General features: G+C 57.5%; 28 protein-coding genes. 10 read left to right on the forward strand and 18 right to left on the reverse strand.

Features of this window, described 5'->3' with window-relative positions; genetic code table 11:
- The first annotated feature begins 7 nt into the window (after positions 1–7).
- From flhA to KGP24_RS18420, 5 genes are all read left to right on the forward strand, one after another.
- Positions 8–2,080: a formate hydrogenlyase transcriptional activator FlhA gene (gene flhA, locus KGP24_RS18400; RefSeq protein ID WP_223561386.1), complete on the forward strand. Its 2,073-nt coding sequence runs from the start codon at positions 8–10 to the stop codon at positions 2,078–2,080.
- A 153-nt stretch (positions 2,081–2,233) separates the two neighbouring features.
- Positions 2,234–3,232 carry an ABC transporter substrate-binding protein gene (locus tag KGP24_RS18405; protein ID WP_223561387.1) on the forward strand — a complete coding sequence of 333 codons (999 nt, stop codon included), beginning with the start codon at positions 2,234–2,236 and terminating at the stop codon, positions 3,230–3,232.
- Positions 3,232–4,269 carry an iron chelate uptake ABC transporter family permease subunit gene (locus KGP24_RS18410; RefSeq protein ID WP_223561388.1) on the forward strand — a complete coding sequence of 346 codons (1,038 nt, stop codon included), beginning with the start codon at positions 3,232–3,234 and terminating at the stop codon, positions 4,267–4,269. The genes KGP24_RS18405 and KGP24_RS18410 overlap by 1 nt, the downstream gene beginning before the upstream one ends.
- Positions 4,269–5,030: an ABC transporter ATP-binding protein gene (locus KGP24_RS18415; RefSeq protein ID WP_223561389.1), complete on the forward strand. Its 762-nt coding sequence runs from the start codon at positions 4,269–4,271 to the stop codon at positions 5,028–5,030. Before KGP24_RS18410 ends, KGP24_RS18415 begins: the two co-directional genes overlap by 1 nt.
- Positions 5,031–5,046: 16 nt before the next feature.
- Positions 5,047–6,267 carry an MFS transporter gene (locus KGP24_RS18420; RefSeq protein ID WP_223561390.1) on the forward strand — a complete coding sequence of 407 codons (1,221 nt, stop codon included), beginning with the start codon at positions 5,047–5,049 and terminating at the stop codon, positions 6,265–6,267.
- Between the two features lie 5 nt (positions 6,268–6,272).
- Here the strand turns inward: KGP24_RS18420 and KGP24_RS18425 are convergent, their stop codons facing one another.
- On the reverse strand, positions 6,273–6,617 hold the full coding sequence (locus KGP24_RS18425; protein ID WP_223561391.1) for a nitrous oxide-stimulated promoter family protein: 345 nt from the start codon (positions 6,615–6,617) through the stop codon (positions 6,273–6,275).
- 175 nt (positions 6,618–6,792) lie between these two features.
- On the opposite strand from KGP24_RS18425, the gene KGP24_RS18430 reads away from it, so the two are divergent.
- Together KGP24_RS18430 and mutS are read left to right on the forward strand one after the other, a co-directional pair.
- The gene (locus KGP24_RS18430; RefSeq protein ID WP_223561392.1) at positions 6,793–7,023 is read left to right on the forward strand and encodes a SymE family type I addiction module toxin; all 231 of its coding nucleotides are present in this window, start codon (positions 6,793–6,795) and stop codon (positions 7,021–7,023) included.
- 113 nt (positions 7,024–7,136) lie between these two features.
- Positions 7,137–9,698, forward strand: coding sequence for a DNA mismatch repair protein MutS (mutS, locus tag KGP24_RS18435; RefSeq protein WP_223561393.1), 2,562 nt, complete (start codon positions 7,137–7,139; stop codon positions 9,696–9,698).
- An 88-nt stretch (positions 9,699–9,786) separates the two neighbouring features.
- On the opposite strand, the gene KGP24_RS18440 is transcribed toward mutS, so the two are convergent.
- Genes KGP24_RS18440 through KGP24_RS18450 form a run of 3 tightly spaced genes read right to left on the reverse strand, consistent with a single transcriptional unit; the run spans position 9,787 to position 12,038 of the window.
- Positions 9,787–10,008 carry a non-oxidative hydroxyarylic acid decarboxylases subunit D gene (locus tag KGP24_RS18440; protein WP_045261241.1) on the reverse strand — a complete coding sequence of 74 codons (222 nt, stop codon included), beginning with the start codon at positions 10,006–10,008 and terminating at the stop codon, positions 9,787–9,789.
- Positions 10,009–10,018: 10 nt separating this feature from the next.
- On the reverse strand, positions 10,019–11,446 hold the full coding sequence (locus KGP24_RS18445) for a non-oxidative hydroxyarylic acid decarboxylases subunit C (RefSeq protein WP_223561394.1): 1,428 nt from the start codon (positions 11,444–11,446) through the stop codon (positions 10,019–10,021).
- On the reverse strand, positions 11,436–12,038 hold the full coding sequence (locus KGP24_RS18450; RefSeq protein WP_008499595.1) for a non-oxidative hydroxyarylic acid decarboxylases subunit B: 603 nt from the start codon (positions 12,036–12,038) through the stop codon (positions 11,436–11,438). The genes KGP24_RS18445 and KGP24_RS18450 overlap by 11 nt, the downstream gene beginning before the upstream one ends.
- A gap of 173 nt (positions 12,039–12,211) precedes the next feature.
- Between KGP24_RS18450 and KGP24_RS18455 the strand changes: the two genes are divergently transcribed.
- On the forward strand, positions 12,212–12,619 hold the full coding sequence (locus KGP24_RS18455) for a MarR family transcriptional regulator (protein ID WP_223561395.1): 408 nt from the start codon (positions 12,212–12,214) through the stop codon (positions 12,617–12,619).
- On the opposite strand, the gene KGP24_RS18460 is transcribed toward KGP24_RS18455, so the two are convergent.
- A complete protein-coding gene (locus KGP24_RS18460) occupies positions 12,616–13,503 on the reverse strand; it encodes a LysR family transcriptional regulator (protein ID WP_223563522.1) in 888 nt (295 codons plus the stop codon). The genes KGP24_RS18455 and KGP24_RS18460 overlap by 4 nt on opposite strands.
- A 108-nt stretch (positions 13,504–13,611) precedes the next feature.
- On the opposite strand from KGP24_RS18460, the gene KGP24_RS18465 reads away from it, so the two are divergent.
- On the forward strand, positions 13,612–14,814 hold the full coding sequence (locus KGP24_RS18465) for an MFS transporter (protein ID WP_223561396.1): 1,203 nt from the start codon (positions 13,612–13,614) through the stop codon (positions 14,812–14,814).
- Positions 14,811–15,188, forward strand: a complete 378-nt coding sequence (locus KGP24_RS18470) for a DUF4440 domain-containing protein (RefSeq protein WP_223561397.1) — start codon at positions 14,811–14,813, stop codon at positions 15,186–15,188. Before KGP24_RS18465 ends, KGP24_RS18470 begins: the two co-directional genes overlap by 4 nt.
- Before the next feature lie 52 nt (positions 15,189–15,240).
- Here the strand turns inward: KGP24_RS18470 and rpoS are convergent, their stop codons facing one another.
- From rpoS to cysG, 13 genes are all read right to left on the reverse strand, one after another.
- Positions 15,241–16,233, reverse strand: a complete 993-nt coding sequence (gene rpoS, locus KGP24_RS18475; protein ID WP_008499600.1) for an RNA polymerase sigma factor RpoS — start codon at positions 16,231–16,233, stop codon at positions 15,241–15,243.
- 59 nt (positions 16,234–16,292) lie between these two features.
- A complete protein-coding gene (gene nlpD / locus KGP24_RS18480) occupies positions 16,293–17,417 on the reverse strand; it encodes a murein hydrolase activator NlpD (protein ID WP_223561398.1) in 1,125 nt (374 codons plus the stop codon).
- A gap of 116 nt (positions 17,418–17,533) precedes the next feature.
- Positions 17,534–18,160: a protein-L-isoaspartate(D-aspartate) O-methyltransferase gene (locus KGP24_RS18485; RefSeq protein WP_223561399.1), complete on the reverse strand. Its 627-nt coding sequence runs from the start codon at positions 18,158–18,160 to the stop codon at positions 17,534–17,536.
- Entirely contained in the window at positions 18,154–18,915 is a 762-nt protein-coding gene (gene surE, locus KGP24_RS18490; RefSeq protein WP_223561400.1) for a 5'/3'-nucleotidase SurE, read from the reverse strand. Before surE ends, KGP24_RS18485 begins: the two co-directional genes overlap by 7 nt.
- On the reverse strand, positions 18,896–19,945 hold the full coding sequence (gene truD / locus KGP24_RS18495; RefSeq protein WP_223561401.1) for a tRNA pseudouridine(13) synthase TruD: 1,050 nt from the start codon (positions 19,943–19,945) through the stop codon (positions 18,896–18,898). Before truD ends, surE begins: the two co-directional genes overlap by 20 nt.
- On the reverse strand, positions 19,942–20,421 hold the full coding sequence (gene ispF, locus KGP24_RS18500) for a 2-C-methyl-D-erythritol 2,4-cyclodiphosphate synthase (RefSeq protein WP_029741541.1): 480 nt from the start codon (positions 20,419–20,421) through the stop codon (positions 19,942–19,944). Before ispF ends, truD begins: the two co-directional genes overlap by 4 nt.
- Complete coding sequence (gene ispD, locus KGP24_RS18505) at positions 20,421–21,131, reverse strand: 2-C-methyl-D-erythritol 4-phosphate cytidylyltransferase (RefSeq protein ID WP_223561402.1); 711 nt, start codon at positions 21,129–21,131, stop codon at positions 20,421–20,423. Before ispD ends, ispF begins: the two co-directional genes overlap by 1 nt.
- 19 nt (positions 21,132–21,150) lie before the next feature.
- Complete coding sequence (gene ftsB / locus KGP24_RS18510; RefSeq protein WP_008499609.1) at positions 21,151–21,462, reverse strand: cell division protein FtsB; 312 nt, start codon at positions 21,460–21,462, stop codon at positions 21,151–21,153.
- A 166-nt stretch (positions 21,463–21,628) separates the two neighbouring features.
- A complete protein-coding gene (locus KGP24_RS18515; RefSeq protein WP_023333228.1) occupies positions 21,629–21,955 on the reverse strand; it encodes a DUF3561 family protein in 327 nt (108 codons plus the stop codon).
- A gap of 58 nt (positions 21,956–22,013) precedes the next feature.
- Entirely contained in the window at positions 22,014–22,619 is a 606-nt protein-coding gene (gene cysC, locus KGP24_RS18520) for an adenylyl-sulfate kinase (RefSeq protein WP_010434543.1), read from the reverse strand.
- A complete protein-coding gene (gene cysN, locus KGP24_RS18525) occupies positions 22,619–24,043 on the reverse strand; it encodes a sulfate adenylyltransferase subunit CysN (RefSeq protein ID WP_223561403.1) in 1,425 nt (474 codons plus the stop codon). Before cysN ends, cysC begins: the two co-directional genes overlap by 1 nt.
- Before the next feature lie 9 nt (positions 24,044–24,052).
- A complete protein-coding gene (cysD, locus tag KGP24_RS18530) occupies positions 24,053–24,961 on the reverse strand; it encodes a sulfate adenylyltransferase subunit CysD (protein ID WP_006811770.1) in 909 nt (302 codons plus the stop codon).
- Between the two features lie 9 nt (positions 24,962–24,970).
- Positions 24,971–26,320 (reverse strand): siroheme synthase CysG, encoded by a 1,350-nt coding sequence (gene cysG / locus KGP24_RS18535; RefSeq protein ID WP_223563523.1) that lies wholly within the window; start codon positions 26,318–26,320, stop codon positions 24,971–24,973.
- Between the last annotated feature and the right edge of the window lie 196 nt (positions 26,321–26,516).

Genomic DNA, 26,516 nt, shown 5'->3' on the forward strand with positions numbered 1-26,516 from the left:
AAGCAATATGCCGTATACACCGATGAGCGATCTTGGACAGCAGGGCCTGTTTGACATCACGCGCACACTTTTACAGCAGCCCGATCTCGGTGCGCTGAGCGATGCCCTGACGCGGCTGGTCAGGCAATCGGCGCTGGCGGACAGCGCAGCGATTGTACTGTGGCATAGCGGAACGCAGCGCGCGAGCTACTACTCAACGCGTGATAATGGCAAAACGTTTGAATACGAAGACGAAACGTATCTGGCGCATGGCCCGGTGCGCCGCATACTCTCCCGGCCTGAAGTGCTGCACTGCAGCTTTGCGGAGTTTCGCCAGGCGTGGCCGCGGCTCGCGGAGAGCGACCTCTATCAGCCTTTCGGGCATTACTGCATGCTGCCGCTGGCTGCAGAGGGTCAGATTTTTGGCGGATGCGAGTTTATCCGCACGACCGACCAGCCCTGGAGCGAGGCGGAATACGAGCGCCTGCACACCTTTACCCAGATTGTGGCCGTCGTCGCGGAGCAGATCCAAAGCCGCGTCACCAATAATGTCGATTACGACCTGCTGAGCCGCGAGCGCGACAACTTCCGCATTCTGGTCGCCATCACCAACGCCGTGCTGTCACGGCTTGACATGGACGAGCTGGTCAGCGAAGTCTCGAAAGAGATCCACCACTATTTCAAAATCGACGCCATCAGCATTGCGCTGCGCGGCCATCGCAAGGGCAAGCTGAACATCTACTCCACGCACTATCTCGATGAAGCCAACCCGGCGCACGAGCAGAGCGAGGTGGACGAAGCGGGCACCCTTTCTGAGCGGGTCTTCAAAAGCAAAGAGATCCTCCTGCTCAACCTGAACGAGCAGGACCCGGTCGCGCCGTACGAGCGGATGCTGTTCAACACATGGGGCAATAAAATTCAGACCCTGTGCCTGCTGCCGCTGATGTCCGGCAACACCATGCTCGGCGTGCTGAAGCTGGCGCAGTGCGAGGAAGGCGTGTTCACCACCGCCAACCTGAAGCTGCTGCGCCAGATTGCCGAACGTATATCTATCGCCCTGGATAACGCCCTCGCCTATCAGGAAATTCATCGCCTGAAAGAGCGGCTGGTGGATGAGAACCTGGCCCTGACCGAACAGCTCAACAACGTGGACAGCGAGTTTGGTGAAATCATCGGGCGCAGCGACGCCATGTACAGCGTGCTCAAGCAGGTTGAAATGGTGGCGCAAAGCGACAGCACGGTGCTGATCCTCGGTGAAACCGGCACCGGTAAAGAGCTGATTGCCCGCGCCATCCATAACCTGAGCAACCGCAACAGCCGACGGATGGTGAAGATGAACTGCGCCGCGATGCCTGCGGGGCTGCTGGAAAGCGATCTGTTCGGCCACGAACGCGGTGCATTCACCGGGGCCAGCAGCCAGCGGCTGGGCCGTTTTGAGCTGGCGGACAAAAGCTCGCTGTTCCTCGACGAAGTGGGCGATATGCCGCTGGAGCTACAGCCGAAACTGCTGCGCGTCCTGCAGGAGCAGGAGTTTGAGCGTCTTGGCAGCAACAAGCTTATCCAGACCGACGTACGGCTGATTGCCGCCACCAACCGCGACCTGAAAAAAATGGTCGCCGACCGCGAGTTTCGCAGCGACCTTTACTATCGCCTGAACGTGTTCCCGATCTTCCTGCCGCCGCTACGCGAACGCCCGGAAGATATCCCCCTGCTGGTCAAAGCCTTTACCGCGAAGATCGCGCGTCGGATGGGGCGAAACATCGACAGCATTCCTGCCGAGACGTTGCGCACCCTTTCATCAATGGAATGGCCCGGCAACGTGCGCGAGCTGGAAAACGTCATCGAACGCGCGGTGCTGCTGACGCGCGGTAATGTGCTGCAACTCTCCCTGCCTGAAGTTACGCTTCCTGACGTGACAGCGCCCGCCCCCGAGACAGCGAAAGAGGGAGAAGATGAATATCAGCTCATTATGCGCGTGCTGAAAGAGACCAACGGCGTGGTCGCCGGGCCAAAAGGTGCCGCCCAGCGCCTGGGATTAAAACGCACCACCCTGCTGTCGCGCATGAAGCGTCTCGGGATTGATAAAGAGAACCTCATTTAAGGCCTTATTCCGGCGGTGTTTTTCTGACACCGCCTTTTGTTACCCTGCGCAATTGTCCCTCATTGACACAAAATCGTTTCCTCTGTATAAAATTCCGCCTTAATAATGAGTTTCATTTGCATCAAAAATAATTTTAATCAAGGGTAGCGTTTCATGAAGAAGGTCATCTGCGCGTTAGGCCTGGCGGTTGCGTCGGTCAGTTCTGCTCTGGCAACCACATATCCTCTGACCATTGAGAACTGTGGCTATAGAGAGACATTTACCAAAGCGCCGGAACGCGTCGTGGCTCTGGGTCAGAATACCGTCGAAATTTTGCTCCTGCTGGGGCTGGAAGATAAGGTGAAGGCCAGCGCCTTCTGGCCGACGAAAGTGTTGCCGCAGCTCGCGGAACAGAACGCAAAAATCAAAACCCTGACGGTCGAAATCCCTACCCTTGAATCCGTTCTTGCGCAAAATCCTGACTTTGTCCCGGCGCAGTCGCCCCTGCTGCTGGGGCCGGAAAGCAAGGTCGCAAAACGCGACGATCTGATGACCCTGGGCGTGAACAGCTACGTGTCGCCGGGCATGTGCGCGACCAAAAAAGCCACCGGCGATATGTACGGCAGCCGCCAGAAACTGTGGGATATGACGTATCTCTATAAAGAGATTGAGGATTTCGCCAAAATCTTTAACGTTGAAGACCGCGGTCAGGCCGTTATTGCCGATTTCAAAAAACGCGAGGCCGACCTGCGTAAGGAATTCGGCAAGAGTAAAAAAGACCTTTCGTTTGTTTTCTGGTTCTCCAGTTCGTCCCCTTCTGCAGACGCCTACGTCGGCGGTAAAAATAGCCCCTCCGGGTTTATCGCGAGCCTGATGGGCGGGCATAACGCCATCACCTCCGAGACCGAATGGCCAACCGTGGGCTGGGAAAGCATTATTGCCGCCAATCCGGATGTGATTGTGGTCTCCAGCCTCGACCGCAACCGCTGGGCGCTGGATAACGCGCAAGAGAAAATCAAATTCCTGAAAAGCGATCCGGCCGTCAGCCAGCTGGACGCGGTGAAAAAAGATCATATCGTGGTGATGGACGGTCAGGCCATGAACCCGACGATCCGCACGATTTACGGGGCTGAGCAGGTCGGCGAACAGCTCAGAAAGCTGGGGCTGAACTGATGACAACCGCCGTTCTTCAGGCCCGGCAGAGCCTGGTTCTGACGACCTCGGGTTTGCTCGCTCTGGTCCTGTTATTTCTGGCGATCGCGCTGAGCGTCAGCGTCGGCGAGCTGTCCATCCCGCTGGATAACGTGTTTTACGCCATCAGCAATAAAATGGGGCTCACCGATGTTCCGCTCACTCGTATCTATGAGAGCGTCATCTGGGACTTTCGCCTGAGCCGCGCGCTGGTGGCGGCCTGCTGCGGTGCGGGGCTGGCCATCTGCGGTGCCGTATTGCAGAGCCTGCTGAAGAACGCGCTGGCGGAACCTTACGTGCTCGGCGTGTCCGCGGGCGCGTCGACCGGGGCGGTTTCTGTCGTCGTATTGGGGATCGGTACCGGGGCGGTGTCGCTCTCTGCCGGTGCTTTTGCCGGGGCGTTCGCCGCGTTTGCGTTTGTCGCGTTTCTGACGAACGGCGCGCGCGGCGGGAATGAACGTACTATTCTGGCAGGCGTTGCCGCCTCGCAGCTTTTCAACGCCATTACCGCCTACACCATCAGCACCTCCGCCAGTGCCCAGCAGGCACGCGACGTGATGTTCTGGCTGCTGGGCAGCTTCAGCGGCGTACGCTGGCCTGAATTCCAGCTGGCACTGGTCGTCGTGCTGATTGGGTTAGCCATTTGCCTCTACTATTCCCGTGCGCTGGATGCCTTTACGTTCGGTGACGACGCCGCGGCGTCGCTGGGCATTGCCGTTCCCTGGGTTCGCCTGACGCTCTTTACCACTACCGCGCTGATTACCGCGACGATTGTCAGCATGGCGGGCTCAATCGGCTTTGTCGGGCTGGTGGTGCCGCACGTGATGCGTTTCCTTTTCGGGCCGCTGCACCGCACGCTGCTGGTTGCCAGCGCGCTGGCAGGGGCGATCCTGATGGTGCTGGCTGATATCGCCTCGCGCATGCTGATTGCGCCGCAAAGCCTGCCCGTCGGCGTGGTCACCGCGCTGGTTGGCGTCCCCTTCTTTGCCGTGATTATCTACCGTTCAAGGAATAAGTGATGAGCATCTGCGCGGAAAATATTACCTGGAAGGTCGGAAAAAAAGTCATCGTTAATGACGTCTCGCTGAAGGTGTCACGGGGCGAAACGGTAGGACTGCTTGGCCCTAACGGCTGCGGTAAATCGTCTCTATTACGTATCCTCGCGGGGCTGCGTCGCCCTGACGCTGGCCGCGTCACCCTGGACGGCCAGGACATTACCCGCATCGCCAAAAAGCAGCTTGCCCGCCGGGTCGCCTTCGTGGAGCAGCACGGCATGACTGACGCCAATATGCGCGTTCGCGACGTGGTGAAACTTGGACGTATACCGCACCACTCCGCCTTTTCCAACTGGAGCAAGCACGATGATGAGACCGTCACCGCCGCTCTGCAACGTGTGGATATGCAGGATAAAAATGACCAGGGCTGGCTGAGCCTCTCCGGCGGTGAGCGTCAGCGCGTACATATTGCCCGCGCGCTGGCCCAGACCCCGACGGAAATCCTGCTGGATGAACCGACCAACCACCTGGACATTCATCATCAGATGCAGCTGATGCAGCTGATCAGCGAATTACCGGTCACCAGCATTGTCGCTATCCACGATCTCAATCACGCCTCGATGTTCTGCGACTCGCTGATAGTCATGCAGAAAGGGCAAATTGTAGCGACGGGGACACCGCAGGACATCTTATCCGAGTCGTTGCTCTGGGATGTTTTCCGGGTCAAAACCAAAATCGAGATCTCGCCGTTCCATGGCAAAAAGCACATCCACTTTATCGTTTAGGGGCGAGTGAACGACGATGCCCCTTCGCCCTGCCACCACGCTCTGGCCGCCCGTGTTACTGGGTAGCCAGTTTGTTTTTAACATTGGCTTTTACGCCGTTGTTCCCTTTCTGGCGATATTCCTGCGCGACGACATGCTGCTCTCCGGCGGGCTGATCGGCCTGATCCTGGGCCTGCGTACCTTCTCCCAGCAGGGGATGTTTATCGTCGGCGGTGCACTCTCGGACCGGTTTGGCGCGAAAGTGGTTATCCTGAACGGCTGTATTGTTCGTGTTTCAGGTTATCTGCTGCTGGCCTTCGGGGAATCGCTGTGGCCGATTATTCTGGGCGCGTGTCTGACGGGCGTGGGCGGCGCGTTATTCTCCCCCTCGATTGAGGCACTGCTCGCAAAAGCAGGCACTCAAAGCGAGGCGAAAGGCAAACGAAGCCGCGCGGAGTGGTTTGCGCTCTTTGCCGTCTGCGGAGAACTCGGCGCGGTGCTGGGCCCGGTTGCTGGCGCCCTGCTCACCGGCCTGGGTTTTCGTCAGGTGGCGCTGGCGGGGGCAGGCGTCTTTATCATTGCGTTAGTGGTGCTCTACTTTTGCCTGCCTGCTGTTGGCCACCGTTCACAGACGCTGAAAATACAGCCCTGGTGGACAACGTTCCGCCAGCCGCGCTTTGTCGCCTTTATCATTGCCTACAGCTCATGGCTGCTAAGTTATAACCAGCTTTATCTGGCGCTGCCGGTAGAGATCCAGCGCTCCGGCGGTAACGAGAAAGATCTCGGCCCGCTTTTTATGCTGGCCTCCATTCTGTTCATCACCTTACAGCTGCCGCTGGCGCGGTTTGCCCGTCGCGTGGGCGCAGTGAGTATTCTGCCGGTGGGATTTTTGCTGCTTTCGGCCGCCTTTGCGAGCGTGGCGACGTTCGCACCGATGACGCCGCCGGAAGGCTGGCTGCGCTTGCTGCCTTCTGTCTGCTTTGTCACGCTGTTGACGCTGGGACAAATGCTGCTGGTGCCATCGGCTAAAGATCTGATCCCTCGGTTTGCGGAGGAATCTACGCTCGGTGCGCACTACGGCGCACTCGCCACCGCTGGCGGAGTCGCAGTACTGACGGGGAATTTGCTGTTTGGCAGTCTGCTGGATCGCGCCCTGGTGCCCTCCACGCAGGCGATGTTACCCTGGCTGCTGCTGGCCCTCTTCCCGCTCTGCAGCGCGCTGGCCATGAACGTGATTTGCCGCCCGCTCAGAAGCTGAACCGGTCACTTTTTCGGACGATACTTTTCCGGCAGTTCCGGTACGGGACGACGGTCATCCATCAGATGACGGACGGTCAGAATGGGGTGACGCCAGAGCATACGCGGGCCTGTCCAGCGCATAACCTGCTTCATCTCTTCGCGTTTCGCAGGCTGGTAGCAGTGGACCGGACACTGTTTACAGGCGGGCTTTTCCTCCCCGAAAACGCATTTATCCAGGCGCTTATCGGCATAGGCATTTAGCGCCTGATAGTGCCCCTCTACCGCAGAGGCCTGAGGACACTGCTTCTGATACAGCGCGATCATTTTCGCGATGGTCTCTTTTTCGCGTGAAATTCGTTTACCGGGCATAGCAACTCACCGAACAATAAAGTGCAAAAATAATACACCTTTCAATGCGGGATTTCAGTTGTTGCATGCGGTTTTCTGAAGCCTGATTCCAGTTTTATCCCTGCACCGGCCGATAATCACTGGTATTTTATACAGGCATCAGAAATGACCTTTGTCCATGTTGTCGGGAGATCCTATGCAAGACATCGCTATCAACAAACCCTATCGCCATTTAACAGTGGGATATTTCAGAAAGCGCCATGAAGACCGCAATACCAAGATACCTAAGCGTTACAGCGTACATGCGGCGCTGAGCTTAAAAGGTGACTGGCTTGAACAGGCGGGGTTTACCACCCATTCCCGAGTCAGGGTTGGCGTAGAGCATGGAAAAATTGTCATCGAATTAATGGCGGAAGATGCCTCGTAAAGCCACGACATTTTTCTGCGCCGTACCTTTTTTTCATGCGACAATAGAAGGAACAAACGGCCACTGAGCCGATCAAAACGGTTTATATTCAAAGAAATGGACATCATAACTCCATGAGCACACTCGACAATTTCGACGCACATACGCCGATGATGCAGCAGTATCTGAAGCTGAAGGCACAGCATCCGGAAATCTTGCTGTTTTACCGTATGGGCGATTTTTACGAGCTGTTTTATGACGATGCTAAGCGGGCATCGCAGCTGCTCGACATCTCGCTGACCAAACGTGGCGCATCGGCGGGCGAGCCCATCCCGATGGCAGGTATCCCGCACCACGCGGTAGAAAACTACCTGGCGAAACTGGTGAATCAGGGTGAGTCCGTCGCAATCTGCGAACAGATCGGCGATCCGGCGACCTCAAAAGGCCCGGTAGAACGCAAAGTCGTACGCATCGTCACGCCCGGCACCATCAGTGATGAAGCCCTGTTACAGGAGCGCCAGGATAACCTGCTGGCAGCGCTGTGGCAGGACGGCAAAGGGTTTGGCTACGCGACGCTGGACATTAGCTCCGGGCGTTTTCGTCTGAGTGAACCAGCCGATCGTGAAACGATGGCAGCCGAACTGCAGCGCACCAACCCGGCAGAATTGCTCTATGCCGAAGATTTCGCCGAAATGGCGTTGATTGAAGGTCGTCGCGGGTTGCGCCGTCGTCCGCTGTGGGAATTCGAAATTGACACCGCGCGCCAGCAGCTGAATCTGCAGTTTGGCACTCGAGATCTGATTGGCTTTGGCGTTGAAAATGCCCCGCGCGGGCTGTGTGCGGCAGGTTGCCTCCTGCAGTACGTGAAAGATACCCAGCGCACCTCCCTGCCGCATATCCGCTCTATCACCATGGAGCGCCAGCAGGACAGCATCATCATGGATGCCGCCACGCGCCGTAACCTGGAGATCACGCAGAACCTGGCGGGTGGCGTAGAAAATACGCTTGCGTCGGTCCTCGACAGTACGGTGACACCAATGGGCAGCCGCATGCTGAAACGCTGGCTGCATATGCCGATCCGCGATACCGATACGCTGGTTTGCCGTCAGCAGACGATTGCTGCGTTGCAGGATCGCTATACCGAACTGCAGCCGGTCCTGCGCCAGGTGGGCGATCTGGAGCGTATCCTTGCCCGTCTGGCGCTGCGAACAGCACGACCACGCGACCTCGCGCGGATGCGTCATGCTTTCCAGCAGCTGCCGGGACTGCGTGCGCAGTTGAGTGACGTTGACAGCGCACCGGTACAGAAACTCCGCGAAACCATGGGCGAGTTTACCGAGCTTCGCGAACTGCTGGAGCGCGCCATTATCGATGCGCCTCCGGTTCTGGTGCGTGATGGCGGCGTGATTGCCCCAGGGTACAACGAAGAGTTGGACGAATGGCGCGCGCTGGCCGATGGTGCGGCGGACTACCTCGACAAGCTGGAAATACGCGAGCGCGAACGTCTCGGGCTCGACACCCTGAAAGTGGGGTATAACGCGGTACACGGTTACTATATTCAAATCAGCCGCGGGCAGAGCCACCTGGCGCCGATTCACTACGTGCGTCGCCAGACGTTGAAAAACGCCGAACGCTACATCATTCCCGAGCTGAAAGAGTACGAAGACAAAGTCCTCACCTCGAAAGGGAAAGCGCTGGCGCTGGAAAAACAGCTTTATGACGAGCTGTTCGACATGCTGATGCCACACCTGGCCGACCTGCAGCTGAGCGCCAGCGCGCTCGCAGAGCTGGACGTGCTGGTGAACCTGGCAGAACGCGCGGAAACGCTGAACTACACCTGCCCAACCTTTACCGACAAGCCCGGCATTCGCATCACTGAAGGCCGTCACCCGGTGGTCGAGCAGGTGCTGAACGAACCGTTCATCGCCAACCCGCTGAGCCTGTCACCCCAGAGAAGAATGTTGATCATTACCGGTCCGAACATGGGCGGTAAAAGTACCTATATGCGTCAGACGGCGCTGATTGCCCTGCTTGCCTATATCGGCAGCTACGTCCCGGCGCAAAACGTGGAGATTGGTCCCATCGACCGTATCTTTACCCGCGTCGGGGCTGCGGACGATCTGGCGAGCGGTCGTTCAACCTTCATGGTCGAGATGACCGAAACGGCAAACATTCTGCATAACGCGACGGAGCACAGCCTGGTGCTGATGGACGAAGTCGGACGCGGAACGTCAACCTATGATGGTCTGTCGCTGGCATGGGCCTGTGCGGAAAGCCTCGCGAATAAAATCAAGGCCATGACGCTGTTCGCCACCCACTACTTCGAACTGACGCAGCTGCCGGAGAAAATGGAAGGGGTTGCTAACGTCCACCTTGATGCGCTGGAACACGGCGACACCATTGCCTTCATGCACACGGTGCAGGATGGCGCGGCGAGCAAGAGCTATGGTCTGGCCGTCGCGGCGCTGGCCGGTGTACCGAAAGAGGTGATCAAGCGCGCGCGTCAGAAACTGCGTGAGCTGGAAAGCCTGTCACCGAACGCGGCGGCGACGCAGATTGATGGCACGCAGATGTCGCTTCTGGTACCTGCAGAAGAGACGTCGCCAGCCGTGGAAGCGCTGGAGAACCTCGACCCGGATTCACTGACGCCGCGTCAGGCGCTGGAGTGGATTTATCGGTTGAAGAGTCTGGTTTAGTTCTCTGCGGTCTTTTACCCTGACCCCAGCCCTCTCCCACGGGGAGAGGGTGAAAACATGCAAACGGCAACGTGAGTTGCCGTTTTGCTTATAGCAACGGAGGGATCGTCGGCACCTGCGGCGCGTCATCAATATCCTTCTGCGTCATGCGGAACGCTTCCGGGTAATGCTCACGACTGGTACGACGCAGCGGTTCGGTATCGCGCCAGGTATACAAACAATGCTGGCACTGGTAAACGGTCCAGACCCCTTTCACCGGCGACGTCGCCATCACTTCAATATGCTCATCGGCACAACGTGGACAAATCATCTTTTCCTCCTTATTGGCGTGCTGCCAGCATCGCGGTCAGTTTTTCAGCCCAGGCTTTGGTTTCAGGCAGATCCTGTACCGGCTGGCTGTAATGACCCCGGGTGTCCGGCGCGACAGGCGTGGTGGCATCGATAATCAGTTTGTCGGTAATGCCCGCCGGGCTGGAGCCAGGATCGAGTTCAAGGACCGACATGTTCGGCAGTTGCACCAGATCCCCTGCCGGGTTCACTTTCGACGACAGCGCCCACATCACCTGCGGAAGGTTGAACGGATCGACATCCTCATCCACCATAATTACCATCTTCACGTAGCCCAGACCGTGCGGCGTGGTCATGGCGCGTAAACCCACCGCGCGGGCAAAACCGCCGTAGCGTTTTTTGGTGGAGATAATCGCCAGCAGACCATGGGTGTACATCGCGTTCACCGCCTGCACTTCCGGGAATTCCGCTTTCAGCTGCTGGTAGAGCGGCACGCAGGTGGCCGGCCCCATCAGATAATCAATCTCGGTCCACGGCATACCGAGATAAAGGGATTCGAAAATCGGTTTTGAGCGGTAAGAAACTTTGTCGATACGCACAACCGTCATGTTACGACCACCGGAGTAGTGCCCGGTAAACTCGCCGAACGGCCCTTCAATTTCGCGTTTACGGCCTTCAATCACCCCTTCCAGGATCACTTCAGAACCCCACGGCACGTCGAAGCCGGTCAGAGGCGCTGTGGCAATCGGGTAAGGGCTTTCACGCAGCGCGCCGGCCATTTCATACTCCGACTGATCGTATTTCAGCGGCGTCGCCCCCATCAGCGTAATGATCGGATCGTTGCCGAGGGTAATGGCAATCGGCAGGTCTTCACCGCGCTCTTCCGCTTTGTGCAGATGCAGGGCGATATCGTGCATCGGTACCGGCTGCAGGCCGAGCTTGCGCTTGCCCTTCACTTCCATTCGGTAGATGCCAACGTTCTGCTTGCCAAAGTGATCCGGATCGAGAGGGTCGCGCGAGACGACGCACGCTTTATCGAGATAAAAACCACCGTCGCCATCGTTTAGACGGAACAGCGGCAGAATATCGAACAGGTTAATGTCTTCACCATCCACCGTATTCTGCGCCCAGGCCGGGTTGGCGCGGCGCTCTGGCGCAATCGGGAATTTATCCCAGCGGCGAATAAACTCGTCGATCTGCTTTTTCACCGGCGTGTTCGCAGGCAGCCCCATCGAAATGGCGTGATTTTGCCAGGAGCCAATGGTGTTCATCACCACGCGGGCATCGGTAAACCCGCGAATGTTGTCGAACCACAGCGCGGGCGCGCCGTCGCCAATGCGGCCGGTTGCGTTGGCTGCCGCCGCCAGATCCGGCTCAGCGTTCACCTCTTCCTCAATTTTCAGCAGTTGCCCTTGCTCATCGAGCGCCTGCAGGAAGCTTCTCAAATCATCAAATGCCATCTTTATTCTCCTGTGAAAAATGTTTCGCCTCCCGCAATCCGTTCCAGCGGCGCGCCTTTTTATGCTCCAGGCCAAACTGGTCGAGCACGCGCGTCACGATATGCTGGGTGATGTCATCGGCGGTTTGCGGATGGTTGTAGTACGCAGGCATGGGCGGCACCATCGCCACGCCCATGCGGGAAAGCGCAAGCATGTTTTCCAGATGAATGGTGCTGAGCGGCGTTTCGCGGGGCACCAGCACCAGCTTGCGCCCCTCTTTCAGCACCACATCAGCCGCACGGCCCACCAGCCCTTCGGCATAGCCCGCGCGGATCCCGGCCAGCGTTTTCATGCTGCAGGGAATGACGATCATGCCGTCGGTACGAAACGAACCGGAGGAGATGGTGGCGGCCTGGTCAGCCGGGCTGTGGACAACATCAGCCAGCGCAGCAACGTCCTGCGCGGTGTAAGGCGTTTCCAGCTCAATGGTGGTTTTTGCCCACTTCGACATCACCAGGTGGGTCTCCACCTCCGGCATTTCCCGTAGCGCCTGCAGCAGCGCCACGCCAAGCGGCGCGCCCGTTGCCCCCGTCATTCCTACTATCAATCTCATTCAGCACCTCAATCAATTTGTTCGTACACGAACATTATAAGTAAAGTACTCCCGGATCGATTTCATGACAAGATTGTTCGCATACGATCACACAAATTGCTAAAAAAAGCCGCGTTAAAATCCAGAGCAAGAGCGGCTATCATAGTGGGTGATTTTTTTCCGTCGGAGTGTTCATGGAACTAAGACAAGAGGCGTTCCACCTGTTACGTCAGCTTTTTCAACAGCATACCGCGCAATGGCAGCATGCATTACCGGAACTGACCAAGCCGCAGTATGCGGTAATGCGCTCCATTGCCGAGCATCCGGGCATTGAACAGGTGGCATTGACCGAAGTGGCGGTCAGCACGAAAGCGACCCTGGCGGAAATGCTGAGCCGCATGGAGGCGCGCGGGCTGGTCAAACGCGAGCACGACCCTGCGGATAAGCGGCGCCGGTTTGTCTTCCTGACGCAAGAAGGTGAAGCCCTGCTTGCAGACTGTAAGCCGGTTGGCAACGAGGTGGATGAGGCGTTTTTAGGGCGTCTGACTCAAGCCGAGCGGGACCAATTCTCTGCCCTCATCAAAAAGATGATGCACGGTTAATTCACGCTGGTGCGCATAAAATCGATAAAGGTGCGCACTTTCGCTGACACGTGCCGGGCATCAGGATAAACCGCATAGATGCCCTGCCGTGCAAAGGTGTATTCCGGTAAAACCGGGACCAGCTTTCCCGCATCAAGCGCATCGCGCGCCAGCCATTCCGGCAGTAACGCCACGCCACAGCCTGCAAGTGCAAAGGCCATAAGGGCCTGAGCACCGTCGGCAAACAGGCGCGGCGCTTTTTTTATCTCCAGCATTTCAGGCGCACCGCTGGCATCTTTCACCTGCCAGCGCAGCGGCGAAGCCAGGCGCTCGTGAATAATCCATTCGGCACAGGACAGCTGCGCAAGCGTTTCGACAGGATGGCTAACGAGCCATCCCGGCGTCGCGACGGCGAGAATAGAGAAGTGCGAAATCAGCGCAGCGTGGTTGCGAGAATCAACAAGCGTTCCCAGCCGGATGGCAACGTCAAAGCGCTCCGAGATAAGGTCAGCGTGCAGGGACGACGAAACATGACGCACGCGAAGATCCGGATGCTGCTGGCTGAACCTGGCCAGCAGCGGCACTACGACCTGCGAGCCATACTCAGGCGTGGTCGTGATCCGCAGTTCACCGGTGAGTCCCGCATGATTTGCGCGGACATCATCCTGCAACTGTTCTGCATCCTTCAGCAGCGCCACGCTACGCTGATGAAAAAGCGCACCCGCCTCGGTTAGCGTCAGGCGGCGGGTGGAGCGCAGCAGCAGCGTAACGCCCAGCTCATCTTCAAGCTGGCGAATATTGAAGCTGACCACGGCTTTTGTCAGTCCCATTGCCTCAGCTGCGGCAGTGAAACTGCCGGTGTCGGCTACCGCGACAAACATCTGCGCCCGCTGTAAGTTAATCATCATCACGCCTTTTACTGTCAAAATATTTTTGACAGTATATCGCGCTTTATCAGGTTTATCCGTGCTTCCCGGGTCGATACGATACGCCACCTCACCGGAGGATCCACCATGACGTATCGCAGCAAAGTCGCCGTTGTTTATCTGCTGGGCTTTTTTCTTGATTTGATCAATATGTTTATTGCCAGCGTCGCGTTCCCGGCTATGGCTCACGCCTTTAACACCACGCCTTCAGCCCTTGCCTGGGTCAGTAACGGATACATTGCCGGCCTGACGCTGGTGATCCCTTTCAGCAGCGTGCTCACGCGCCGCATCGGGCCAAAGCGCGTCATCCTGCTCTCGCTTTTTCTGTTCAGCGCAGCTTCCGCTGCGGCGGGCTTGTCTGGAACGCTTGAAAGCCTGATCGCCTGGCGAGTGATCCAGGGGGTGGGAGGAGGCTTACTGATCCCCGTCGGACAGGCCCTGACCTGGCAACAGTTTAAGCCTCACGAGCGTGCCCGACTCTCCTCGGCGGTGATGCTGGTCGCGTTGCTTGCCCCCGCCTGCTCCCCGGCTATCGGCGGCCTGCTGGTGCAGACGCTAAGCTGGCGATGGATATTTTTCGCCACGCTACCGGTCGCTATCGTGACCTTTGTTTTAGCCTGCCTGTGGCTTAAACACGAAATGCCCGCGATGAACGCGGCCAGACTGCTAAACCTGTCGTTGCTCGCGGACCCGCTTTTACGTTTTTCCATGCTTGTCTATATCTGCGTACCCGGCATGTTTATTGGGGTGAACGTCACGGGCATGTTTTATCTTCAGCACGAAGCGAACATGAGTCCAGCCGAAACGGGGATGCTCATGCTGCCGTGGTCTGTGGCATCGTTTATCGCCATCACGGTAACGGGACGCTATTTTAACCGTATCGGCCCCCGACCGCCGATCGTCATCGGCTGCCTGCTGCAGGCGACGGGTATTCTGCTTCTGATTAACGTCAGTTCGGCTACGCTGCTACCTGCCGTTGCGTTTACCCTGATGGGCGCGGGGGGAAGCCTGTGCAGCAGTACGGCTCAGAGCAGCGCTTTTCTCACGACGCGCCGGGAAGAGATGCCGGATGCCAGCGCGCTGTGGAATCTTAATCGCCAGCTGAGCTTTTTTGCCGGTGCCCTGCTGCTGGCGGAGGCGCTGAACCTGGCGCAGGCCTGGCTGACACCGCTCGCGGCCTGGCACGGAATGTTTATTTTTGCCGCAGGCATGACCTTGCTGCCTGTACTGTACGTTTTTCAACTTAACAATACGCAGGTGCTCGCCCAGCTGCGACAGGAGAATTCATGACGCCTTTCGAACACGACATTATCGACCTCCACATTGCGCTTGAAGACTGGTTAGGCAAAGGTGAAGGTGATTCCGACGCCCTGCTCGCCCGTTTCCATCCAGATTTCCTGATGATCCCGCCGGGCGGCGTTCATATCGACAATATCGGTCTGGTCAGTTTTCTGGAAAAACAGCGCGGAAGCCGTCCCGGACTGAAGATCGTCATTGACGAATTATCCACGATTGAGCGCAGGGATCGTGGCGCGGTGCTGCACTACCGGGAAACGCAAACCCGGCCAGACCTGCCAGACAACGTGCGCTGGTCAACCGCAGTGCTCAATCAGGAAGGCGATCGGATATTGTGGCGGCTGCTGCACGAAACGGCGCAGCCGTAGCGCAAAAGAAAAAGGCCCGTCTCACGACGGGCCTTTTTTGACGAAAGGTTGCTTATTCGCGGAACAGCGCTTCGATATTCAGACCTTGCCCCTGCAGAATTTCACGCAGGCGGCGCAGACCTTCAACCTGAATCTGACGAACACGTTCACGGGTCAGGCCAATTTCGCGGCCAACGTCTTCCAGTGTCGCAGCTTCATACCCCAGTAAACCGAAACGACGTGCCAGCACTTCACGCTGTTTGGCGTTCAGCTCGAACAGCCATTTAACGATGCTCTGTTTCATGTCATCGTCCTGCGTGGTGTCTTCCGGACCGTTGTCTTTTTCATCGGCCAGGATGTCCAGCAGCGCTTTTTCGGAGTCGCCACCCAGCGGGGTGTCAACGGAGGTAATGCGCTCGTTGAGACGCAGCATACGGCTTACGTCATCAACCGGTTTATCGAGTTGTTCGGCAATTTCTTCTGCGCTTGGCTCGTGGTCCAGTTTATGGGACAACTCGCGCGCGGTGCGCAGATAAACGTTCAACTCTTTGACGATGTGAATCGGCAGGCGAATCGTACGGGTCTGGTTCATAATAGCCCGTTCGATGGTCTGACGAATCCACCAGGTCGCGTAGGTTGAGAAACGGAACCCGCGCTCCGGGTCAAACTTCTCAACTGCGCGGATGAGACCTAAGTTGCCCTCTTCAATCAGATCCAGCAGAGCCAGACCACGATTGCCGTAACGGCGAGCAATTTTCACGACCAGTCGCAGGTTACTTTCAATCATGCGACGGCGCGAGGCCACATCACCACGCAAAGCACGACGTGCGAAATAGACTTCTTCTTCGGCCGTTAGCAGTGGGGAGTAACCAATCTCCCCAAGGTAAAGCTGAGTCGCGTCCAGTACACGCTGTGTGGCGCCCTGCGATAACAGCTCTTCTTCAGCCAAATCGTTATCACTGGGTTCCTCTTCTACTAAGGCTTTTTCGTCAAAAGCCTCTACTCCGTTCTCATCAAATTCCGCGTCTTCATTTAAATCATGAACTTTCAGCGTATTCTGACTCATAAGGTGGCTCCTACCCGTGATCCCTGAACGAGACACCCTGGCTGGCATGCCCCGTCAAATTATCGCTGCGGCAAATACTGCAGCGGGTTTACGGATTTCCCCTTGTAACGAATTTCAAAATGCAAGCGTGTAGAACTGGTTCCGGTGCTACCCATGGTAGCTATTTTTTGCCCCGCCTTAACTTCTTGTTGTTCCCGGACCAGCATTGTGTCGTTATGGGCGTAGGCACTCAGGTAATCATCGTTATGTTTGATGATAATAAGATTACCGTAACCGCGCAGAGCGTTACCGGCATACACAACGCGTCCGTCTGCGGTCGCGATGATAGCCTGTCCTTTACTCCCTGCGATATCGATCCCTTTATTTCCCCCTTCGGAGGAAGAGAAGTTTTCGATAACCTTGCCGTCAGTTGGCCAGCGCCATGCAGAAATTGGCGAACTGGAGGTCATACTGCTGGCAGTCGGTTCAGTAGAGCTAACCACAGGTGCCGTCACCGGTGCTGTGACAACAGTCGCAGTACCTTTATTATTCGGCAACATTTTGTTAGCAGTCTGATCACCTGAATCCTCAGAATACGTAATTACAGGTTGTGAAGCAACCATCGTGGTGGATTTTTGTGCAGGCTTCACGCTGTTATTTTGAGCAGTCACATCAGCCGCTGAAACGGTGTTGCCTGGCGTAAGCGGCGTGCCCGTCGCGTTGCCCACCTGGAGCGTTTGCCCGACTTCCAGACCATACGGGGCCTGGACGTTATTGCGCTGCGCGAGGTCACGGAAATCGTTCCCGGTGATCCACGCAATGTAGAACAGCGTATCGCCGCGCTTCACGGTATAGGTGCTGCCGCCGGTATAGCTGCCTTTCGGAATGTTCCCATACTGACGGTTATAGACTATGCGGCCATTTTGAGTCTGAACAGGCTGTTCGACTGGCTGAACCTGCATTGGCTGTGTAACAGGATGTTGCACAGGCTGAATTTGTGGTGTTTGCTGCTGCGCAGCAGTACCCATTTTAGGCGGAGGTGTGATCAACATTCCGCTGGACGTGTTACCGGAGCCGCTGTTTCCGCCAACAGAACTGACGGGGGCAGGCGCGTTGTTAGAACTTGTACAGCCTGCCAGCCAGAGCGAAACCAGTGATAATGCCGCAACACGGCTGATGGTGAATTTAGGGCTTCCCGCGCTCATTTATCCCCCAGGAATGTGTTAACTACCAGTGACTTAAAATTTACCGTGATGGCACGAATCTTTCGCGCCACACCATACGCTGAATTTGCCTTAATAACCCTGGATAATTCCGAGTCTCAGGCCAACTCGCCCTTGACCAGAGGCACAAAGCGCACGGCTTCCACGGTGTCGATAATAAACTCGCCGCCGCGCCGACGAACGCGCTTCAAAAGCTGCTGTTCGTCCCCGACAGGCAGAACAAGAATGCCCCCCTCATCCAGCTGCGACAACAGGGCTGCAGGAATTTCAGGCGGGGCCGCCGTCACGATGATCGCATCAAACGGGGCACGCGCCTTCCAACCCTGCCATCCATCACCGTGACGTGTCGAAACATTATGTAAATCAAGTTGTTTCAGGCGACGACGCGCCTGCCACTGTAAACCTTTAATCCGCTCAACGGAGCAAACATGATGAACCAGATGCGCCAGGATCGCGGTCTGATACCCCGACCCGGTGCCAATTTCCAGCACGCGGGAGTCGGGCGTCAGCTCCAGCAGCTCCGTCATGCGCGCCACCATGTAAGGCTGCGAAATCGTCTGGCCCTGCCCGATGGGCAGCGCCACGTTTTCCCACGCTTTATGTTCAAACGCCTCGTCTACAAATTTCTCACGCGGAACCAGGGCAAGCGCTTCAAGCACGTGCTCGTCGCGGATCCCCTGCGTGCGGAGTTGTTCCAGAAGAGTTTGTACACGTTTGTTTACCATTGCGCGTTCACTCCTGCGCGATCCAGCCAGCCCGACACCACATCATGAGCGCTATACGCGGTTAAATCCACGTGCAGCGGGGTTACCGAAACATAGCCTTCATCTACGGCGGCAAAGTCGGTATCCGGACCCGCATCGCACTTATCTCCGGGAGGGCCAATCCAGTAAAGCGTGTTGCCGCGAGGATCCTGCTGCGGGATCACCTGATCGGCAGGATGTCGGCTCCCGCAGCGGGTGACGCGAATGCCTTTAATTTCATCGAGAGGAAGATCCGGCACGTTGATGTTGAGGATACGCCCGGTACGCAGCGGCTCGCGGCCGAGCGCCCGCAGGATCGAACAGGTTACCGCGGCGGCGGTGTCGTAGTGCGTGTGGCCGTTTAACGAAACCGCCAGCGCCGGGAACCCCAGATGGCGCCCTTCCATTGCGGCCGCCACGGTACCGGAGTAAATCACGTCATCGCCGAGGTTAGGCCCGGCGTTAATGCCGGAGACAACGATATCCGGACGCGGTCGCATCAGCGCGTTCACGCCCAGAAAAACGCAGTCGGTTGGCGTGCCCATCTGCACGGCAATATCGCCATTTTCATAGGTAAAGGTGCGAAGCGACGACTCCAGCGTCAGGGAGTTAGACGCTCCACTGCGGTTACGATCGGGTGCCACAACCTGCACATCCGCAAATTCACGGAGGTGTTTCGCCAGGGTCTGAATGCCTGGCGCGTGGATCCCGTCATCGTTACTCAGCAATATTCGCATAATCACCCGAGGTGTTGATAAGTTCCCTGACAACGCTGGTGGCAAAGCTACCTGCCGGTAGCCAGAAGCGTAACTCGACGGTTACATCATCCCACCAGTTCCAGCTTAACTGCTGCGGATAGAGCAGCATCGCGCGGCGTGCCGCTTCGACTTTTTCCCGCACCAGCAAGGATTGTAATTCTGGCGCATCCGCTACGGCTGACTGCTCGGCGGCCAGCGCGTCGCCCTGAGTTCCCCAGTCGCCCGTACCGGGCAGCGCGGCGGTAATCATCAGCGCTTTTGCGTCCACGCGCGACTGCACATCGGCCATTTCTTCGGCCGTTGCCACAAACCAGCTTCCGCGTCCCGCTAATTGTAGCGCATCGCCAACAACAACTTGATTCGCGTCCGGTTTTTTCAGCCTTTCGCTCACAATCTGATTAAACAACGCGCTGCGGGCCGCCGACAACCAAAAACTGCGTTTATTCCTGTCACGCATCGGTGCATCGCTTTGCGCCCAGCGCAGCGCACCCTGCAGGTTGCTACCGCCAATGCCAAAGCGCTGCGCGCCAAAGTAGTTCGGTACACCGCGTTCACTGATAGCGTTCAGACGTTTTTCAACATCTTCGCGGTGGGACACTTCGCGCAGCACCAGCGTAAAGTCGTTCCCCTTCAACGCCCCCAGACGCAGTTTGCGCTTGTGGCGGACGAACTCCAGTACCTTACAGCCTTCAAGCTCAAATTTGCTTAAATCAGGCATCGTATTGCCGGGAACGCGCGCGCAGAGCCACTGTTCAGTGACCGCGTGTTTATCTTTCTGCCCGGCAAAGCTCACTTCGCGGGCATGAATTTTGAGGAATTTTGCCAGCGCGTCGGCTACAAAGCGTGTATTGCAGCCATTTTTCAGAATACGCACCAGGATATGTTCGCCTTCGCCATCCGGTTCAAAGCCCAGATCCTCCACCACAAGAAAATCTTCCGGGCTGGCTTTCAGCACCCCGTTCCCCTGCGGTTTACCGTGCAGGTATGTCAGATTATCGAAGTCCGTCATTTGCTTGCCTTCAGCAGCAGCGCCACGGCTTCACAGGCAATCCCTTCGCCGCGCCCGGTAAAGCCCAGCTTCTCGGTCGTCGTCGCTTTGACGTTCACGTCGTCCATATGGCAGCCCAGATCTTCTGCAATAAAAACGCGCATCTGCGGAATGTGCGGCAGCATTTTCGGGGCCTGGGCAATAATCGTCACGTCGACGTTGCCAAGGGTGTAGCCTTTCGCCTGAATGCGGCGCCACGCTTCGCGCAGCAGTTCGCGGCTGTCCGCCCCTTTAAATGCCGGGTCAGTGTCCGGGAACAGCTTGCCGATATCCCCCAGCGCGGCAGCGCCCAGCAGCGCGTCGGTCAGCGCATGCAGCGCAACGTCGCCATCAGAATGCGCCAGCAGTCCTTTTTCATAAGGAATACGCACGCCGCCAATGATAATTGGGCCTTCTCCGCCAAAGGCGTGTACATCAAAACCGTGTCCAATTCGCATTATGCCTTCTCCTGATGGGTCGAACGGGTAAGATAGAATTCCGCGAGCTGTAAATCTTCCGGACGCGTAACTTTTATATTATCAGCGCGTCCTTCAACAAGCTCAGGGTGGAAACCGCAATATTCCAGCGCAGAGGCTTCGTCCGTGATGGTCGCACCTTCTTTAAGCGCACGCGTTAAGCAGTCGTGGAGTAATTCGCGGGGGAAAAATTGTGGCGTCAGCGCGTGCCATAAATCGACGCGATCGACGGTGTGGGCGATAGCCTGTTTGCCCGGCTCGGCGCGCTTCATGGTGTCGCGCACCGGCGCGGCCAGAATCCCGCCAACCCTGCTTGTTTCGCTCAGGGCCAGCAGGCGCGCAAGATCGTCCTGATGCAGACAAGGACGCGCCGCGTCATGCACCAGCACCCACGGCGCGTTTCCGGCGGCCTGAATGCCCGCCAGCACGGAATCGGCGCGCTCGGCGCCACCGTCAACGACGGTAATCTGCGGATGATTTGCCAGCGGTAGCTGTGCGAAACGTTCATCGCCCGGGCTGATAGCGATGATCGCCCGCGTCACCCGCGGGTGCGCCAGCAGCGCCGCCACGGCGTGCTCAAGGATAGTTTTATCGCCAATTGAGAGGTACTGCTTGGGACATTCTGTCTGCATGCGCCGACCAAAACCTGCGGCCGGCACCACGGCGCATACGTCCGAAAAAGTTACTGCCATGTCGTAATCCTGGGCCTGATTATCGATTGTTTTGTGCTGAGCCCTGATTGCGTTTAGACGCATCCGGAACCAGACGATAAAAGGTTTCGCCCGGCTTAGTCATACTGAGTTCATTGCGTGCGCGTTCCTCAATCGCCTCTTGCCCACCATTGAGGTCATCAATTTCAGCAAAGAGTTGATCGTTTCGCGCCTTAAGTTTGGCGTTTGTTGCCTGCTGAGCCGCGACGTCATCGCTCACCCGGCTATAGTCGTGCAGTCCGTTCTTACCGAACCACAGCGAATATTGCAGCCAGATTAGCAAAGCCAGCAACAGCAGCGTTAGTTTACCCATCCTGCCCCCTGAAAAACGGCATCATCATCCCAAGACTTCCCCAGAGCACTACGCCGGGGTAACAGAGATGCCGCAACATCGCGGGCAAATGTACCACATTTTTTCCGCAGAATCGTCCTGCTCAATATCGTTACACAGTTGGTTACGGTTTGAATTATGGCTGAAGTTAGCCCATGAGCCACAAAAATAACAGACCAAACATCAGAACCACCGTCACAATCGTGACCACGGTGCTGTACAGGAGCTTGCCATTGAGCAGCGAGTGCAGCGCAATGCCGACGACAACCGCGACGGGCATCAACGCCAGAAAGAAAGGCCAGGTGTAGAGAAAGAAGAACAGCGTGTTGCCGCCGTAGAGGAGAAACGGAATGCCCAGCGCCAGCAACCATGAGACGAAGCCAATGATGGCCCCAGGAAATGACCAGGTCGTTTCGTCGTCGGTCGCTAGCGGCTCCGACCCGGTGGTGGTGATGTAATGTTCACTGTTGCGCATAGCTAATCCTGTGACCGTGACTCATCGTTCGGGAAGACAGCTCCCGAACGATACCGTCTCAGGATCTGATAATATCGTCCCGTCTGAGCAGGTCTAATAATTGGCTTACTAAATTTGTTACCAATTGTTGACCCTCCAGGTGAATCTCAGGCGATTCAGGCGCTTCGTATACCGCGTCAATTCCGGTGAAGTTGCGCAGTTCTCCGGCACGCGCTTTCTTGTACAGCCCTTTCGGGTCGCGCGCTTCGCAAATCTCCAGCGGGGTATCGACAAACACCTCGATAAAGCGATCCTGTCCCACGCGTTCGCGCACCATCTGGCGCTCGGCGCGGTGCGGAGAGATAAACGCGGTCAGCACCACCAGCCCGGCGTCAGCCATCAGGCTGGCGACTTCGCCCACCCGGCGGATGTTCTCTTTGCGGTCATCGTCGCTAAACCCTAAATCGCTGCACAAGCCGTGACGCACGTTGTCTCCATCCAGCAGGTACGTGCTTACGCCCTGCTGATGCAACGCCTCTTCCAGCGCGCCCGCCACCGTTGATTTACCCGAGCCGGACAGCCCGGTAAACCACAGCACAACTCCACGGTGACCGTGGAGTTGTTCGCGCTGGGCGACGGTGACCGGATGAGGATGCCAGACGACGTTCTCATCATGGGCGGCCATTACTTACCTCCCAGCAGATCGCGTGCGCCCCAGTGCGGGAAGTGTTTACGCACCAGCGCGTTCAGCTCCAGCTCGAAGGCGCTGAATTCAGACGCCGCGGCAGCCTGTTTAATCGGTTCGCGTACCATACCGGCCCCGACGGTAACGTTGGTCAGCCTGTCGATAAAGATAAGCCCTCCCGTCACCGGGTTTTGCTGATACGGATCCAGCACCAGCGGTTCGTCGAAGGTCAGATCGACCAGACCAATACCGTTCAGGGGCAGTTCGGTGACCTCGCGCTGGGTCAGGTTATTGATATCCACCTGGAACTGAATGCCGTCCACGCGGGCGCGGGTCTTCTTGCCGGCAATTTTGATGTCATAGCTCTGGCCCGCGGTCAGCGGCTGTTCGGCCATCCACACCACGTCCACGGAAGCTCCCTGCACTGCCGCCAGCGTTTCCTGCGCGTCGACCAGCAGGTCGCCCCGGCTGATATCAATTTCGTCTTTCAGCACCAGCGTTACGGCCTCACCGGCGCCCGCGTCCTGCAGGTCACCGTCGAAGGTGACGATGCGGGCGATGGTGGATTCCACGCCGGATGGCAGCACCTTGACGCGCTGACCTACCTTCACGGAGCCTGACGCGAGGGTGCCAGAGAAACCGCGGAAATCGAGGTTTGGACGGTTCACGTACTGCACCGGGAAGCGCATCGGCTGGGTGTCGACCACGCGCTGAATTTCAACGGTTTCCAGCACTTCCAGCAGCGTCGGGCCGCTGTACCACGGCATGTTCGCGCTCTGGGAGGCGACGTTATCACCTTCCAGCGCCGAAAGCGGTACAAAGCGAATATCCAGGTTACCCGGCAGCTGTTCGGCAAAGGTCAGATAGCTCTGGCGGATCTCCTCGAACTTCTCTTCGCTGAAGTTCACCAGATCCATCTTGTTGACCGCCACTACCAGGTGTTTGATCCCCAGCAGCGTCGAGATAAAGCTGTGGCGACGGGTCTGATCCAGCACGCCTTTACGCGCGTCCATCAGCAGGATCGCCAGGTCGCAGGTGGACGCGCCGGTCGCCATGTTACGGGTGTACTGCTCGTGTCCCGGGGTATCGGCAATAATAAATTTGCGCTTCTCGGTAGAGAAGTAGCGGTAGGCCACGTCGATGGTGATGCCCTGCTCGCGCTCCGCCTGCAGGCCATCCACCAGCAGGGCCAGGTCGAGTTTTTCACCCTGGGTGCCGTGACGTTTACTGTCGTTATGCAGGGAAGAGAGCTGATCTTCATAAATCTGGCGCGTATCGTGCAGCAGGCGGCCAATCAGGGTACTTTTCCCGTCATCCACGCTGCCGCAGGTCAGAAAACGCAGCAGGCTTTTGTGTTGTTGCGCGTGCAGATACGCTTCCACGCCGCCTTCGTTGGCAATTTGTTGAGCAATAGTGGTATTCATGGCGGCTCCTTAGAAATAACCCTGACGTTTCTTCAGCTCCATGGAGCCTGCCTGGTCGCGGTCAATCACGCGCCCCTGTCGCTCGCTGGTGGTGGACACCAGCATCTCTTCGATGATCTCCGGCAGCGTCTGCGCGCTGGATTCCACCGCGCCGGTCAGCGGCCAGCATCCGAGGGTACGGAAACGCACCATCTGTTTTTTGATCACTTCGCCCGGCTGCAGGTCGATGCGATCGTCGTCGATCATCATCAGCATGCCGTCGCGCTCCAGCACCGGGCGCTCGGCGGCCAGATACAACGGAACGATTTCGATGTTTTCCAGATAGATGTACTGCCAGATATCCAGCTCGGTCCAGTTGGAGAGCGGGAAGACGCGAATGCTTTCGCCTTTGTTAATCTGACCGTTGTAGTTGTGCCACAGCTCCGGACGCTGGTTTTTCGGATCCCAGCGGTGGAAGCGGTCGCGGAAGGAGTAGATACGCTCTTTGGCGCGGGATTTTTCTTCGTCACGGCGCGCGCCGCCGAAGGCCGCGTCAAAACCGTATTTGTTCAGCGCCTGCTTCAGCCCTTCGGTCTTCATGATATCGGTGTGCTTGGCGCTGCCGTGCACGAAAGGGTTAATGCCCATCGCCACCCCTTCCGGGTTTTTATGCACCAGCAGCTCGCAGCCGTAGGCTTTGGCGGTACGGTCGCGGAACTCGTACATTTCGCGGAATTTCCAGCCGGTGTCCACGTGCAGCAGCGGGAACGGCAGCGTGCCCGGATAAAACGCTTTACGCGCCAGATGCAGCATGACGCTGGAATCTTTACCGATGGAGTACATCATCACCGGGTTAGAAAACTCGGCGGCCACTTCGCGGATGATATGGATACTCTCCGCTTCGAGCTGCCGCAGGTGTGTAAGACGTTTTTGGTCCATAACCGTTCCTTAAGCCAAATTTACAACAGAAGAACCAAAGCCTTCTGTATCGGTTGTGTGTTGGAACCAGGCGAGCGTGCTGTGCAGCTGCACCACTTCTCCCACCACGATAAGGGCGGGCATCGGGGCGTCTTTCGCCAGGGTTGCAAGATGTTCCAGCGTGCCCGTCGCAACGTGCTGATCGACGCGCGTGCCGCGAGAAATGACGGCAACGGGCGTCGTCGCCTCGCGACCGTGCTGAATAAGCTGTTCGCTGATGTCCGCCGCCTTCATCGTGCCCATGTAAATCGCCAGCGTCTGGCGGCTCTGGGCGAGATGCGACCAGTCGAACGGCGTGTTGTCGGCCTTGTAGTGGCCGGTCACAAAGGTCACGCTCTGGGCGTAATCGCGGTGGGTGAGCGGGATACCGGCGTAGGCCGTTACCGCAGAAGCCGCCGTGATGCCGGGCACTACCTGGAACGGTATGCCCGCTTGAGCTGCCGCCTGCAGCTCTTCGCCGCCGCGGCCAAAGATAAACGGATCGCCCCCTTTCAGGCGCACCACGGTTTTACCCGCTTTGGCGGCGTCAACCAGCATCTGGTTGGTGTCGTGCTGGGGCACCGAGTGCTCGCCAGCCCGTTTGCCAACGCAGATTTGCTCCGCGTCGCGACGGATCAGCTCGCGCACGCCGTCGGTGACCAGATGATCGTAGAACACCACGTCCGCGTCCTGCAGCACCTGCAGGCCGCGCAGCGTCAGGAGCCCGGCATCGCCCGGCCCTGCGCCCACCAGAATGATCTCCCCGCCCGTGCTGCCGGGGTTATCCAGTTCATCCTCGAGGATTTTCTGCGCCGCCGTCTCATTACCGGCATGCATCAGGCTGGCAAAGCGGCCGCGAAACACGCGTTCCCAGAAGCGACGGCGTTCCGTCACGCTGGTCAGGCGCGTTTTCAGGTGGTTGCGCCAGAAGCTGGCTTTTTCCGCCATGCGTCCGAGGCTGGTCGGCAGCAGCGCTTCGATTTTTTCACGCAGCACGCGCGCCAGTACCGGTGCGGTACCGCCGGAGGAGATCGCCACCAGCAGCGGCGAACGGTCAACGATCGACGGGAAGATAAACGAGCATAATGGCTGGTCGTCCACCACGTTCACCAGGCGGTAACGAGCCTGAGCGGCCTCGGAAATTCGCCGGTTCAGGTCGCGATCTTCGGTCGCCGCAATCACCAGCACTACGCTGTCGATTTGTGATTCGTCAAAATCCGCCTCTGCCACTACCCTCACCTGCGCCCCTGCGCGCTGCAGAAACGCGATTTTGCGATCGGCAATTTCACCCGTGCCAACAACCAGCACCGGCTTCTCTTTTATCGCGGCAAATAAGGGCAGATAGTCCACAAGCAACAACTCACTAACAACGAGGAATAAAGGGACTATAGGGGGCGGCTTAGATCGAATGAAATTACGAATTGGAATGAGTAGTTACTCAATGGAATAACGCCGTGAAAAAGCTAATACCAAAAAGTGCTTAACACGCGAAATTTCGGGCATTTAAGAGCAATTCAAATTGTGTATGGACGATCAC

The sequence above is a fragment of the Enterobacter sp. JBIWA008 genome, from assembly GCF_019968765.1.
GTDB lineage: Bacteria > Pseudomonadota > Gammaproteobacteria > Enterobacterales > Enterobacteriaceae > Enterobacter.